This is a genomic window from Pseudorhizobium flavum (genome assembly GCF_044142885.1).
Lineage (GTDB): Bacteria > Pseudomonadota > Alphaproteobacteria > Rhizobiales > Rhizobiaceae > Neorhizobium > Neorhizobium flavum.
Genome location: NZ_JBIOKZ010000002.1, coordinates 1 through 13,284 on the forward strand (window position 1 = coordinate 1; position 13,284 = coordinate 13,284).

The window sequence follows — 13,284 nt, forward strand, 5'->3', positions numbered from 1 at the left end:
CGCTGACCAATGCGCTGCTCGCCGAGGTGGCGAAGACGGCGGATCGCGTCGTCATCATCGAGGATACGCGCGAGCTGCAATGCGCCGCGCCCAATCTAGTGGCGATGCGGACGAAAGACGGCGTGGCGACGCTTTCCGATCTGGTGCGTTCCTCGCTGCGCCTGCGCCCCGACCGCATCCCCATCGGCGAGGTGCGCGGATCGGAAGCCCTCGACCTCCTGAAAGCGTGGGGAACGGGACACCCCGGCGGCATCGGCACCATCCATGCAGGCACCGGCATCGGTGCGCTCCGTCGCCTTGAACAGCTCATCCAAGAGGCTGTCGTCACCGTCCCGCGCGCCCTGATCGCCGAGACAATCGACCTTGTTGCTGTCCTTTCCGGGCGCGGTTCCGCGCGCCGGCTTGCCGAGCTTGCCCGCGTCGAAGGGCTGGGGCCGGACGGCGACTACCGCATCACCCCCGCAATCCAAACCAGCACAGGAGAATCTTCATGATCCGCACGATTTCGCGCGGCTATCGCTTCGCCGCGACCGCCGCATCCACCCTTGCTATCAGCTTCATGCTCGCCCCGGCCGCCCATGCGTCGGGATCGTCGATGCCGTGGGAGCAACCGCTTCAGCAAATCCTTCAGTCCATTGAGGGACCCGTCGCAAAAATTATCGCGGTGATAATTATCATCGCCACCGGCCTGACCCTCGCGTTCGGGGACACCAGCGGCGGCTTTCGCCGTCTGATCCAGATCGTGTTCGGCCTGTCGATTGCTTTCGCCGCGTCGAGCTTCTTCCTGTCGTTCTTCTCGTTCGGCGGCGGGGCGCTCGTTTGATGGCCGTCGCGTTCGAGCAACTGGACGCCGTGCCGGGCTTCACGGTCCCGGTTCACCGGGCGCTGACCGAACATATCCTGCTCGGCGGCGCTCCGCGCGCCATCGCCATCATGAACGGAACGCTGGCCGGAGCCGTGGGCCTCGGCCTGCGCCTCTGGCTGATCGGCATCGCCATCTGGGCAATCGGCCACTTCGCGGCCGTATGGGCGGCAAAGCGCGATCCCCTCTTTGTCGAGGTCGGGCGGCGGCATCTCCGCATCCCCGGTCATTTGGCGGTTTGAGGGTGCAGCCATGATGAACCTTTCCGAATTCCGCCGCACCGCCGCGCGCCTCTCTGATTATCTGCCATGGGCCGCGCTGGTCGGTCAGGGCGTTGTGCTCAACAAGGACGGCAGTTTCCAGAGGACGGCGAAGTTTCGCGGTCCCGATCTGGATTCCGCCGTCGCGGCCGAGCTAGTCGCCGTCGCCGGCCGCATCAACAATGCCGTGCGCCGCCTCGGCTCCGGCTGGAGCATCTTCGTCGAGGCGCAGCGCAGCGAAGCCGCCACCTATCCCGACAGCACCTTTCCCGATCCCGCGTCGGCGCTGGTCGATGCCGAGCGTAAGGCCGGTTTCGAGGAAGCGGGCGCGCATTTCGTGTCCGGCTACTTCCTCACCTTCCTCTGGCTGCCCCCGGCCGAGGAAGCCGCCCGCACTGAGGCATGGCTCTACGAGGGCCGGGAGAAAACGGGGGTGGACCCGTGGGAAGTCCTGCGCGGCTTCATCGACCGCACCGACCGCGTGCTGGCCTTGCTTGACGGCTTCATGCCCGAGTGCCGTTGGATGGATGACGGCGCGACGCTGACCTATCTCCATTCCACCATCTCGACCAACCGGCATCGTGTGCGCGTGCCCGAGGTGCCCATGCACCTCGACGCGCTGCTCGCCGACCAGCCCTTGACCGGCGGGCTGGAGCCGCGCCTTGGCGACGCGCATCTGCGCGTGCTGACCATCGTGGGATTCCCGACCGCGACGACGCCGGGCCTGCTCGACGAAATGAACCGGCTGCCGTTCCCATATCGGTGGAGCACCCGCGCGATCCTGCTCGACAAGACCGATGCAACCCGGCTGCTGACCCGCATCCGTCGCCAATGGTTCGCCAAGCGCAAGAGCGTCGCCGCGATCTTGAAAGAGGTCATGACAAACGAGGCGTCCGCGCTTGTGGACACCGACGCCGCCAACAAGGCGCTCGACGCCGACATGGCGTTGCAGGAGCTTGGGGCGGACGTGGCGGGCATGGCCTACGTCACGGCGACCGTCACCGTATGGGATGCCGACCCGCGCCTTGCCGACGAGAAGCTGCGCCTGGTCGAGAAGATCGTTCAGGGCCGCGACTTCACCGCCATGCCCGAGAGCGTCAACGCGGTTGATGCATGGCTCGGCAGCCTGCCCGGACACGCCTACGCGAATGTCCGTCAGCCGCCCATCAGCACTTTGAATCTCGCCCACATGATCCCGCTATCGGCGGTGTGGGCGGGGCCGGAACGGGACGAGCATTTCGGTGCGCCCCCTTTGCTCTTTGGAAAGACCGAAGGCTCAACCCCGTTCCGGCTAAGCCTCCATGTCGGCGACGTAGGCCATACCCTTGTCGTCGGCCCCACTGGCGCGGGCAAATCCGTGCTGCTCGCCCTCATGGCCTTACAGTTCCGGCGCTATGAGGCCAGCCAAGTCTTTGCCTTCGACTTCGGCGGTTCGATCCGCGCCGCATCGCTCGCCATGGGCGGCGACTGGCACGATTTGGGCGGCGGCCTCACGGAAGGGGCCGAGACGTCCGTTTCGCTCCAGCCGCTTGCCCGCATCCACGATACCTATGAACGCGCATGGGCGGCGGACTGGATCGCCGCCATCCTCATGCGCGAGGGGCTAACCATCACGCCCGAGGTCAAAGAGTATCTTTGGACGGCGCTGACTTCGCTGGCCTCGGCCCCCGTCGAGGAACGCACCATCACCGGCCTTGCCGTGCTGCTGCAATCCAACGATCTGAAACAGGCGCTCCGGCCGTTCTGCGTCGGTGGGGCCTATGGCCGGTTACTCGACGCCGAGACAGAGCATTTGGGATCGGCGGACGTGCAGGCGTTCGAGATCGAGGGGCTGGTCGGGACCGGCGCGGCTCCGGCCGTGCTCGCCTACCTGTTCCATCGGATCGGCGACCGGCTCGACGGGCGGCCGACGCTTCTCATCATCGATGAAGGCTGGCTCGCGCTGGACGACGAGGGTTTCGCCGGCCAGCTCCGCGAATGGTTGAAAACGCTGCGCAAGAAGAACACCAGCGTCATCTTCGCCACGCAAAGCCTGTCCGACATTGACGGGAGCAACATCGCGCCCGCCATCATCGAGAGCTGCCCGACGCGGCTCTTGCTGCCGAACGAGCGCGCCATCGAGCCGCAGATCACGGCCATCTATCGCCGCTTCGGCCTCAATGACAGGCAGATCGAAATCCTCGCAAGGGCCACGCCCAAGCGGGATTATTACTGCCAAAGCCGCAGGGGCAATCGCCTGTTCGAGCTTGGCCTGTCCGAAGTCGGCCTCGCGCTCTGCGCCGCATCCGCCAAATCCGACCAGACGCTCATCGCGCAGATTGTCGCCGAACACGGCCGCGATGGCTTCCTCGCCGCATGGCTACAGGCGCGCGGCGTCGATTGGGCTGCCGACCTGATCCCGAACCTCACCAATCTCGCCGACCGACCGGAATCCGCCGCGCCGGCCGCGCCGGATATCCACCCCACACAGGAGATTCTTCCATGACCTATTCCAAGATCGTCGGGGCCTCGGCCCTCGCGCTGGCGCTCGCCGTGCCCGTCGCGTTGTCGCCTATGCTGGCAAGCCCGGCCCATGCGCAATTCGGTTTCGGCCGCATCGTCTATGACCCGTCCAACTATGCGCAGAACGTGCTCACGGCAGCGCGCACTCTGGAGCAGATCAACAACCAGATCACCAGCCTCCAGAACGAGGCGCAAATGCTCATCAATCAGGCCCGCAATCTGGCGAGCCTGCCGTATTCCTCGCTCCAGCAGCTCCAGCAGAACGTCCAGCGCACGCAGCAGCTTCTCGGCCAAGCGCAGAACATCGCGTTCGAGGTCGGGCAGATCGACCAAGCGTTCCAGCAGCAATATGGCAACGTCTCGCTTTCGGCGACCGAAGCCCAGCTTGTCGCCGATGCGCGCGGCCGCTGGGAGAATACCGTTGGCGGCTTGCAGGACGCGATGCGCGTTCAGGCGGGTGCGGTCGGCAACATCGACAGCAACCGCGCCGAGATGGCCGCGCTTGTCGGCCAGAGTCAGGGCGCGACCGGGGCATTGCAGGCGACGCAGGCCGGCAACCAGCTTCTCGCGCTCCAGTCGCAGCAGCTTTCCGACCTAATCGCGGTCATCTCGGCAAACGGCCGCGCCGACGCGCTGACCGAGGCAGAGCGCGCGACCGCCGCCGAGCAGGGCCGCATCCAGCGCGAACGGTTCCTGACGCCGGGCAGCGGATACCAGCCCGGCAACGCGCAGATGTTCAACGGCAACAACTGACGGGAGGCTCGCCATGGACGGCAAGATGCTGGCCCGGCTCGGGGCCGTGGTGTTCATCGCCATCGCCGTCACGGCGACCGCAATCGACATGGCGCGGAAGGACGAACCTTCCGTGCTACCCCCGGCGTCGGCCTTCCAGCCACCGGCCGATCCCCTGCGCGAAACCCTGCGCCGTTGCCAGCAGCTCGGCGAGGCGGCGGCGAGTGACACCGACTGCCTCGCCGCATGGGCTGAATCCCGCGACCGCTTCCTCGGCCGTGACCGCAGCGAGGCGCGCTGACCATGGGCAACACGGGCGTCATCGACAATTTTCTCGGCGTATTCACCTCCTACATCGACAGCGGTTTCGGGCTGCTCGGCGGCGAGGTCGCCTTCATCGCCACGACGCTCATCGTCATCGACGTGACGCTTGCCGCGCTCTTTTGGGCATGGGGCGCGGATGACGACATTATCGCGCGGCTGGTCAAGAAGACCCTGTTTGTCGGTGTCTTCGCCTACATCATTTCAAACTGGAACAACCTCGCCCGCATCGTCTTCGAGAGCTTCGCCGGCCTCGGCCTCATGGCGTCGGGTACCGGCTTTTCCGTTTCCGATCTGATGCGGCCGGGCCGCGTGGCGCAGACCGGCCTTGATGCCGGCCGGCCGCTGCTCGATTCCATTTCCGACCTGATGGGCTGGATCGCCTTCTTCGAGAATTTCATTCAGATCGCGTGCCTGCTGTTCGCGTGGGCGCTTGTGGTGCTCGCGTTTTTCATTTTGGCGATCCAACTTTTCGTGACGCTGATCGAGTTCAAGCTGACCACGCTGGCCGGCTTCGTGCTGATCCCCTTCGGCCTGTTCGGCAAGACCGCGTTCATGGCCGAGAAGGTTTTGGGCAACGTGGTGTCGTCCGGCATCAAGGTCTTGGTGCTCGCCGTCATCATCGGCATAGGCAGCACCTTGTTTTCGCAATTCACGGCCGGTTTCGGCGGGGCAACCCCGACCATCGACGAGGCCATGGCGATTGTGCTTGCCGCGCTGTCTCTGCTCGGCCTCGGCATCTTCGGTCCCGGTATCGCCAACGGCATCGTCTCTGGCGGCCCGCAACTCGGCGCGGGCGCAGCCGTGGGAACCGGCCTTGCGGTCGCAGGTGCAGGCGTCGCCGCTGGCGGCGGGGCCATGCTCGCCGCCAAAGGTGGTGCTGCTGCCCTGTCCGGTGGAGCCGCGGCCGTTCGGGGAGGCGCGACCGCCGCGGGCGCGGCGACCGCTGCCTATAACCTCGGCTCGCTCGGCCAGACCGGAGCGGCGGGCGTTGCCTCCGGCCTCGGCGGTGTCGCCCGAGCGGCAGGCTCGGCCGCCGTCTCGCCGCTCAAGCGCGCAGCCTCCAGCGCAACATCCCAAGCAAGCGAAAGCGTCAAGTCCAGCTTCTCCGCTGGCGCAAAGGCCGGCTTCGGCGCGACTGGCGGCAGCTCGACCATGAGCACGGTCGGCGGCGCGAGCGCCGCCCCGGCCGCCGCGCCGCCGACTTTCCCCGATGGTCCCCCGGCTTGGGCGCAGCGGATGCAGCGCCGGCAGGCCCTCAACCACGGCACCGCCATGACAGCCCATGCCGTCCGCTCCGGCGACAGCCACGGCTCCGGTTCCTCCGTCAACCTTTCCGAAAGTGACCGCTCATGAGCATCTTCAAACGACCCGCAACTCATTACGGCAAATCACCCGAACCCGAGACGCCCTACCAGAAGGCCGCGCAGGCGTGGGACGAGCGCATCGGCTCTGCCCGCGTGCAGGCAAGGAACTGGCGGCTCATGGCCTTCGGCTCCCTGATCCTTTCGGCCGGCTTCGCCTCGGCGCTGGTCTGGCAGTCGGCGCGCGGGACCGTGGTGCCTTGGGTTGTTCAGGTCGATAATCTCGGGCAGGCGCAGACCGTCGCGCCGGCCCTAGCCGACTATCGCCCGACTGACCCGCAAATCGCTTTCCACCTCGGCCGCTTCATCGAGCAGGTCCGCGCGATCCCGGCCGATGCGATCATTGTCCGCCAGAATTGGCTTCGGGCTTATGAGTGGACCACGGATCGAGGCGCGGCTGCCTTGAACGACTACGCCCGCGCCAACGACCCGTTCACCCGCGTCGGCCGTCAGCAGGTCGCCGTCGAGGTCTCGAGCGTCATCCGCGCGTCCCCCAACAGCTTCCGAGTGGCGTGGACCGAACGCCATTTCGAGAACGGCCAACTCTCCACGACCGAACGCTGGACCGCGATCCTGACCATCGTGATCCAGCCGCCTCGCAATGCCGAGCGCCTGCGCGCCAATCCGCTCGGAATCTACGTCAACGCAATTTCGTGGTCGCGGGAGATGAGCCAATGAAAACTTCAGCTTGCATCAATCACCTCGCTGATCTTTCCCTCGGAGATCATGAAAAACGAGGTGCCCGTCATCTCGATCTCCTGCCCGGCCTTCCAGCCATTGGGCAGGTCGGTCTTGACCTTGGCGCGATAGCCGATGCGCACGGCTGCACGGTCGTCTATCGCGATACAGTCGAGGATCGTCTGTTCTCTTTCAGCAAACAACTGGACGCCCTGTTCCGCCAGCGCGCGGAATGCCTCGATCCCGTGCGTTTCGTTCGTCGTCTCTCCGTTCGATCTGTTGATAAACCGAACGTCGCCCGACAGGCAGTCGAGCATCGCCTGAACATTCATCCTGTTGTAGGCGTCGATATACCGGGCAACAATCGTCGGCACAGAATCCATTCTGTCGATTCCTCCTTACTGATCCTGAAGTCGCTAACCTATGCGATTTTTGCGACGGCGTTTGCAATTACTTTGGCAGGCTGCGCGACCAACCGGACACCGCAATTCAGCTACGATGCCAGCGTTCCGCCGCTGCCGACCGTGCAGGCGGCGGCAACCGACAACACGCCCCGGCCGCTGCATGTGCCCCCGGCATGGACCGTGGCGCGCGGCGGCACCGCCGCAGGCACACCGACCGGCCGCGTCGAGAACGCAAATGCCGCCGCCCGCGTCGAGCCGCGCCGGGAAGGCTACTACAACGCCATCCAGATTTATCCGTGGTCGGAAGGCGCGCTCTATCAGGTCTATGCCGCAGTCGGGCAGATCACGACCATTGCGCTGGAGCCAGGCGAGAGCCTGACAGGCGCGGGGCCGATCGCGGCCGGCGATACGACAAGGTGGATTATCGGCGACACAGAGAGCGGCAGCGGTGCAAACCGCCGGGTCCATATCCTCGTGAAGCCGACGCGCCCCGACATTTCCACCAACCTTGTCGTCACCACCGACCGGCGCACTTACATGCTCGAGCTGCGCGCGCGGGAATCGCTCTACATGCCGGCCGTGGCATGGGCCTATCCCGCACCGCCTGCCGGCCAGCGCCAGACCGTTCCGGCCGCACCCATCATTCCCGCCGAGGCAGCGCGGAACTATCGTTATGGGTTGCAGGTGCAGGGCGATAGCCCGCCATGGCGGCCGGTTTCCGTCTTCGATGACGGCAGGCGCGTTTATATCGTCTTCCCGGCTGGGATCGTGCAGGGCGAGATGCCGCCGATCTTCGTGCTTGGCGCGAACGGCGAGCCGCAGATCGTCAACAGCCGTGTCCACCAGAACGTCCTGATCGTTGACCGCCTGTTCGGCACGGCCGAACTGCGCCTTGGTTCTGGCAACCGCCAGCAGACGGTCAGGATCGTCCGCACCAACCCGACGCAGGCCGCAGCCCAGCCGGCCAGCGCGACCACGGGAGGATCGTCCTCATGAGCGATACCGATACCGCCGCACCCATGCGCCTGCGCGCTGAATCGCCCCGCGTCACCCGCCTGTCCCGCAAAATGCTGGCAGGCGTCGGAGCCGTCGCGCTTCTCGGCTTCGGCGGGGCGCTGATCTACGCGCTCCAGACCCGCGACGGAGGGCCGGACGGCGGCGAACTTTACTCGACCAACAACCGGCAAACCGCCGATGGGCTGGCGGGCCTGCCGAGCGACTATAGCGGCCCGGTGCTCGGTCCCGCGCTGCCGGGCGACCTTGGCCGCCCGATCCTTGACGCGCAGAACAGGGGCCAGCCAGTCGCGCCGCCCGTCATGACGACGCCCGCCGTCGATCCCGAGGAAGAACGCCGCAGGGCCGAGGAAGAAGCCGCGCGCTTGAGCAACGTCTTTTTCCAGTCCGGCCCGCGCACGGTAGCGCCAGCCGGCACGGCCATGCCCGGCCTTGCCGGTCTTGGCCTCGGCGGGCAGCCCGCGACACAGGATCGCCACGCGGCGTTTCTCAACGGGCCGGTGGACCGGCAGACCGTCGCCCCGGATCGCGTTGTGCCGCCAGCATCGCCCTATATCCTTCAGGCCGGGGCCGTGATCCCGGCCGCGCTCATCACCGGCATCCGTTCCGACCTTCCGGGCCAGATCACCGCGCAGGTGACGGAGAGCGTCTATGACAGCCCGACCGGCTCGCTGCTCCTGATCCCGCAGGGCACCCGCATCATAGGCCAATACGATGACGGCGTGACCTTCGGCCAGCGCAGGGTGCTCTTGGTGTGGAACCGCCTGATCCTGCCGGGCGGCCGCTCCATCGTTCTGGAGCGCCTGCCGGGCGCGGACGCCAGCGGCTATGCCGGCCTTGAGGACGGTGTTGATTACCATTGGTGGGATCTAATGAAGGCCGCAGGGCTATCCACGCTGCTTGCAGTCGGCTCGGAGCTGGCCACGAGCGACGAGGACCGGCTGATCCGCGCCATCCGCGACGGGGCGCAGGATACCGTCAATCAGGCCGGCCAGCAGATCGTCCAGCGCCAGTTGCAGGTTGCGCCGACGCTCACCATCCGGCCGGGCTTTCCGGTCAGGATCATCGTCACCCGCGATCTTGTGTTCGAGCCGGCAGGAGGTTGACCATGACGAAACTGAAACTCGGCCCGCTGCCCGACGACAAGCCTGTCAAGGTGACGGTGGAACTGCCCGCGCCGCTTCACCGCGATCTGATCGCCTATGCCGAGGTGCTGGCCCGCGAGAGCGGCCAGCCCGTTGCCGATCCCGCCAAGCTCATCGTTCCGATGCTTCAACACTTCATCGCCACGGATCGCGGTTTCGCCAAGGCGCGGCGAGCCTCCAGCTAACCCCATTCCGGCAGGGGTGCCGCCAGCGCATAGGCGCAAATGCGGCACGCTACAGGCCGCCGACTGCCCTCCATGGTTCGCTTAATTCCGGGGCCAATAGCGCCCCGGAATCCGCCAGAACCAAGGAGGATTCCATGTGCGCAGAGCGCCGCCGCGCCCGCAAAGGGCGACCGCGACAGTCGATCCCCGAACCACTTCCCGACGATCTGTTCGACTACGCCGACGATCCTACGCCGGACGACCGGACGCGAGCCGGCAACACTCCACTTCTCGGCCCGGACGGCCAGAGGATGCGCGTTACCGACGATTGGCCGGAGGACATTCCCGTTACCGAGGCCGAGATTGACGTGTTCGAGCGCTGGTTCGGCGATGTGTTCGACGAACTCTTGAACCCGGGAAAGCCGGATGACAGCTTGCAATTCCTATCTCAAACTGATAGGAAAAAGGCATGAGCGCGGATCGTGATCCGGGCCTCGACACGCTTCTGGACCTCGACGGACAGATGCTCTTTGTCGATCCAGAGGGCGGCCATTGGGTGAAGTTCGTCGTCACCCGCGTTCCGGCATCCCCGGAGAAGCCGCACGGCCTCGATTATTCGCTCACGCTTCACGGGCCTTCGGGCGAACGACTGGTCGGCTTCGACAATGCCCACCCGGTCGGCCGGGGCAGGCGCGGCGAGCCGATGGACCATCGGCACCGCTTTCAGACCGTGAAGCCTTACGCCTACGAGGATGCGGCCACGCTGCTGGCCGACTTCTGGCAGACCGTGGAAGCGGTATTGAAGGAACGAGGTGCCCTATGACCACATTGAAAGTCGGGATTGCCGACTATGAAGAAATGAAGGCCCGCACCATGCGGATCGCGCGCGGCGAGGAAAAACCTGCGCCCAGCGATCCGAAGGTGTGGTTCACCTCGACCGAATCCTTTGCCAAGGTGCTGTCGGCCGGCAACCGCGAACTGCTGCGCATCATCGCCGAGAAAGCCCCGGCATCGCTGGAGGAACTGGCGGAAATCACCGGCCGGGCCGGCTCCAACCTGTCACGCACCCTGAAAACCATGGAGAGCTATGGCCTTGTGCGGTTTGAACCGGGGCATGGACGCAAACTCGCGCCCAAGGTGGTGCATGACCGGGTGGAGCTGGCGTTGCCCCTGATCGACCGCCCCAAGGCGAAGAAAGCTATGGGAGGCCAAGCATGAACAAGCACAGCCCAACCACTACCGCCCGTGCCGCCCTCTATCTGCGCGTCTCGACTGCCCGGCAGGCCGAGCATGACATTTCCATTCCCGACCAGAAGCGGCAGGGCGAAGCCTATTGCGAGCAACGCGGCCTGCAACTGGTGGAGACGTTCATCGAAGCAGGCGCAACCGCCACCAACGACAAACGCCCCGAGTTTCAACGAATGATCGAAGCGGGCACGACCAAGCCCGCGCCCTTCGATATTGTCGTGGTCCACTCGTTCAGCCGGTTCTTCCGCGATCACTTCGAGATGGAGTTCTACGTTAGAAAGCTGGCGAAGAACGGCGTCAAGCTGGTGTCCATCACGCAGGAGATGGGCGACGATCCCATGCACCAGATGATGCGGCAGATCATGGCGCTGTTCGACGAATACCAGTCGAAGGAGAACGCCAAGCACGTCCTGCGCGCCATGAATGAGAACGCCCGGCAAGGCTTCTGGAACGGCGCACGGCCGCCTATCGGCTATCGCATCGTCGCAGCCGAGCAGCGGGGATCGAAGATCAAGAAGAAGCTGGAGATCGACCCGCTGCACGCCGACACCGTGCGGCTGATCTATCGCCTGTTCCTCGAAGGAGACGGCACGTCCGGCGCGATGGGCGTAAAGGCCATCGCCACCTATCTCAACGAGCGCCGCTTCTTCACCCGCGACGGAGGGCGTTGGGGATTGGCGCAAATCCACGCCATCCTGACCCGCACCACCTATATCGGCGAGCACAGGTTCAACACCCGCTCGCATAAGGACCGGGAGAAGAAGCCGGAGAGCGAGGTCGCTATCATGGCGGTGCCGCCCCTAATCGAGCGCGAGACGTTCGACGCGGTGCAAGCCCGCCTCAAGTCCCGCAATCCCATGGTGACGCCTGCACGTGTCTCCAGCGGCCCGACGCTCCTGACCGGCATTTGCTTCTGCGCCAAGTGCGGGGGAGCGATGACCCTTCGCACCGGCCAAGGCAGCACGGGCGCGACATACCGCTACTATACCTGCTCGACCAAGGCCCGGCAGGGCAAGACCGGCTGCAAGGGTCGCACAATCCCCATGGACAAGCTGGACCATACGGTCGCCGATTATATCGGGGACCGCCTGCTCCTGCCCAAGCGGTTGGAAACCGTCCTTGCCAGCGTCATCGACCGCCGACAGGAACGCACCGAACGCCGCCGCGAGCATCTTGCCGAGCTTCAAAGGCGAATCACGGAAGCCGACCAGCGGCTCGGCCGTCTCTTTGACGCCATCGAAGCCGGCATGGTGGACAAGGACGACGCCATGGCAAAGGAACGCATGGTGAGCCTCAAGGCATTGCGGGATCAAGCCGCCGCCGACGCGGAGCGCACGCAGCTCGCGCTCGATAGTTCAGGCAATCAGGGCGTCACCCCCGATATGCTCAAGGGGTTTGCCCGCAAAGCCCGTGAACGGATCAAGCTCAACGATGGCGGCTACCGCCGCGACCATCTACGCGCGCTGGCGCAGCGTGTCGAGGTTGCCGACGACGAGGTTCGCATCATGGGATCGAAGTCGGAACTGCTGCGAACGTTGGTCGCCGCTTCAAGCGTAGAAACGGCGGCGTTCGGCGTTCATAGTTCTGTTCTGAAATGGCGCACCCGACAGGATTCGAACCTGTGACCTTTGGAATCGGAATCCAACACTCTATCCAGCTGAGCTACGGGTGCTAACCGCCGGCGAGTCTCGCTCGCCGCTCCGATGGCTGGTACTTAACCCAGGATGCGGCCGGCATCAATGCCCATGATTGGTTGGCGCGGAAAATAGATCGCGCGCCTGAACCGGTGGCCGGAGCGCCTCGTACAGGGTCATGATAAGGCCGGTCAGGCGGCCGCAGCCGCGTCTGCGGTCAAGGCGAGCGGGCAATGCCAAGGGGAAGGATGAAGTCTCTGCCATCGGGATACCGTGCCTTGGTCGTCGGCGCGAGCGGCGGGATTGGTGCGGCCGCGGCGGAGCTGCTGCGGGACGAGCCCGGCTGCGGCGGCGTCGAGACGTTGTCGCGCCGCGACGACGGTCTCGACCTGACGGAGGAGGGCACCATTGCCGCTGCCGCTGAAAGGCTGCGTGACGGCACGCCGTTCGATCTCGTGTTCGACGCGACGGGCGCTCTGACGATCGACGGCATCGGGCCCGAAAAAACCATCCGCGTGCTCGATCCGCAGGCGATGGCGAAGCAGTTTGCCGTCAACGCGATCGGGCCGGCGCTCATCTTCAAGCACTTCCTGCCGCTCCTGCGCCGCGATCGCCGGGCGGTCTTCGCGACCCTGTCTGCCCGGGTCGGCTCGATCGGCGACAACCGGCTCGGCGGCTGGATCTCCTACAGGGCCTCGAAGGCGGCGCTCAACCAGATCGTCCGGACCACCGCCATCGAGGCGGCGCGGACGCATCCGCAGGCGGTGATTGCGGCGCTTCATCCCGGTACGGTGACGACGCCGTTGTCGGAGCCTTACGGCGCGGGGCGCGAGCGCCTGTCCCCCGATCATTCGGCGCGGATGCTGCTCGACGTGCTGGACGGTTTGCAGCCGGCCCAGAGCGGGCGGTTCTTCGCCTATGACGGCAGCGCGATCGAGTGGTGACACGATCGGGCA

17 protein-coding genes and 1 tRNA gene are annotated in these 13,284 nt (G+C 65.6%); 16 read left to right on the plus strand and 2 right to left on the minus strand.

Annotated features, from left to right (window positions below):
• The 8 genes from ACEPP2_RS03435 to trbF form a co-directional block, all read left to right on the plus strand.
• On the plus strand, positions 1-494 hold a 494-nt coding region (locus ACEPP2_RS03435), incomplete at its 5' end, for an ATPase, T2SS/T4P/T4SS family (RefSeq protein ID WP_395515805.1).
• Positions 491-823 (plus strand): TrbC/VirB2 family protein, encoded by a 333-nt coding sequence (locus ACEPP2_RS03440; protein ID WP_024353498.1) that lies wholly within the window; start codon positions 491-493, stop codon positions 821-823. The genes ACEPP2_RS03435 and ACEPP2_RS03440, both read left to right, overlap by 4 nt.
• A complete protein-coding gene (locus tag ACEPP2_RS03445) occupies positions 823-1,104 on the plus strand; it encodes a VirB3 family type IV secretion system protein (protein WP_024353499.1) in 282 nt (93 codons plus the stop codon). The genes ACEPP2_RS03440 and ACEPP2_RS03445 overlap by 1 nt, the downstream gene beginning before the upstream one ends.
• Before the next feature lie 10 nt (positions 1,105-1,114).
• Positions 1,115-3,607, plus strand: a complete 2,493-nt coding sequence (trbE, locus tag ACEPP2_RS03450) for a conjugal transfer protein TrbE (protein WP_024353500.1) — start codon at positions 1,115-1,117, stop codon at positions 3,605-3,607.
• Positions 3,604-4,377: a P-type conjugative transfer protein TrbJ gene (gene trbJ, locus ACEPP2_RS03455; RefSeq protein WP_024353501.1), complete on the plus strand. Its 774-nt coding sequence runs from the start codon at positions 3,604-3,606 to the stop codon at positions 4,375-4,377. Before trbE ends, trbJ begins: the two co-directional genes overlap by 4 nt.
• A gap of 13 nt (positions 4,378-4,390) precedes the next feature.
• The gene (trbK-alt, locus tag ACEPP2_RS03460; RefSeq protein WP_024353502.1) at positions 4,391-4,657 is read left to right on the plus strand and encodes a putative entry exclusion protein TrbK-alt; all 267 of its coding nucleotides are present in this window, start codon (positions 4,391-4,393) and stop codon (positions 4,655-4,657) included.
• Between the two features lie 2 nt (positions 4,658-4,659).
• Positions 4,660-6,033 carry a P-type conjugative transfer protein TrbL gene (trbL, locus tag ACEPP2_RS03465; protein WP_171379984.1) on the plus strand — a complete coding sequence of 458 codons (1,374 nt, stop codon included), beginning with the start codon at positions 4,660-4,662 and terminating at the stop codon, positions 6,031-6,033.
• Positions 6,030-6,719, plus strand: a complete 690-nt coding sequence (gene trbF, locus ACEPP2_RS03470) for a conjugal transfer protein TrbF (protein ID WP_024353504.1) — start codon at positions 6,030-6,032, stop codon at positions 6,717-6,719. Before trbL ends, trbF begins: the two co-directional genes overlap by 4 nt.
• Positions 6,720-6,724: 5 nt before the next feature.
• On the opposite strand, the gene ACEPP2_RS03475 is transcribed toward trbF, so the two are convergent.
• Entirely contained in the window at positions 6,725-7,102 is a 378-nt protein-coding gene (locus ACEPP2_RS03475; RefSeq protein WP_024353836.1) for a nuclear transport factor 2 family protein, read from the minus strand.
• A gap of 18 nt (positions 7,103-7,120) precedes the next feature.
• Here ACEPP2_RS03475 and trbG point away from each other — a divergent pair, with 18 nt between their 5' ends.
• The 7 genes from trbG to ACEPP2_RS03510 all read left to right on the plus strand — a co-directional run bounded on the left by trbG (position 7,121) and on the right by ACEPP2_RS03510 (position 12,319).
• Complete coding sequence (gene trbG, locus ACEPP2_RS03480) at positions 7,121-8,119, plus strand: P-type conjugative transfer protein TrbG (RefSeq protein ID WP_029673238.1); 999 nt, start codon at positions 7,121-7,123, stop codon at positions 8,117-8,119.
• Complete coding sequence (locus ACEPP2_RS03485) at positions 8,116-9,243, plus strand: TrbI/VirB10 family protein (protein ID WP_395515806.1); 1,128 nt, start codon at positions 8,116-8,118, stop codon at positions 9,241-9,243. Before trbG ends, ACEPP2_RS03485 begins: the two co-directional genes overlap by 4 nt.
• Before the next feature lie 2 nt (positions 9,244-9,245).
• On the plus strand, positions 9,246-9,467 hold the full coding sequence (locus ACEPP2_RS03490) for a DUF2274 domain-containing protein (RefSeq protein ID WP_024353507.1): 222 nt from the start codon (positions 9,246-9,248) through the stop codon (positions 9,465-9,467).
• Positions 9,468-9,601: 134 nt separating this feature from the next.
• Positions 9,602-9,919 (plus strand): hypothetical protein, encoded by a 318-nt coding sequence (locus tag ACEPP2_RS03495; protein WP_024353508.1) that lies wholly within the window; start codon positions 9,602-9,604, stop codon positions 9,917-9,919.
• Entirely contained in the window at positions 9,916-10,269 is a 354-nt protein-coding gene (locus ACEPP2_RS03500) for a toxin-antitoxin system TumE family protein (RefSeq protein WP_395515807.1), read from the plus strand. The genes ACEPP2_RS03495 and ACEPP2_RS03500 overlap by 4 nt, the downstream gene beginning before the upstream one ends.
• Positions 10,266-10,664, plus strand: a complete 399-nt coding sequence (locus ACEPP2_RS03505; RefSeq protein WP_024353510.1) for an HVO_A0114 family putative DNA-binding protein — start codon at positions 10,266-10,268, stop codon at positions 10,662-10,664. Before ACEPP2_RS03500 ends, ACEPP2_RS03505 begins: the two co-directional genes overlap by 4 nt.
• Positions 10,661-12,319 (plus strand): recombinase family protein, encoded by a 1,659-nt coding sequence (locus ACEPP2_RS03510; protein WP_194531979.1) that lies wholly within the window; start codon positions 10,661-10,663, stop codon positions 12,317-12,319. Before ACEPP2_RS03505 ends, ACEPP2_RS03510 begins: the two co-directional genes overlap by 4 nt.
• On the opposite strand, the gene ACEPP2_RS03515 is transcribed toward ACEPP2_RS03510, so the two are convergent.
• Positions 12,290-12,366, minus strand: a tRNA-Arg gene (locus ACEPP2_RS03515). The genes ACEPP2_RS03510 and ACEPP2_RS03515 overlap by 30 nt on opposite strands.
• A 210-nt stretch (positions 12,367-12,576) precedes the next feature.
• On the opposite strand from ACEPP2_RS03515, the gene ACEPP2_RS03520 reads away from it, so the two are divergent.
• Entirely contained in the window at positions 12,577-13,272 is a 696-nt protein-coding gene (locus ACEPP2_RS03520) for an SDR family NAD(P)-dependent oxidoreductase (RefSeq protein WP_395515808.1), read from the plus strand.
• Positions 13,273-13,284: the final 12 nt, after the last annotated feature.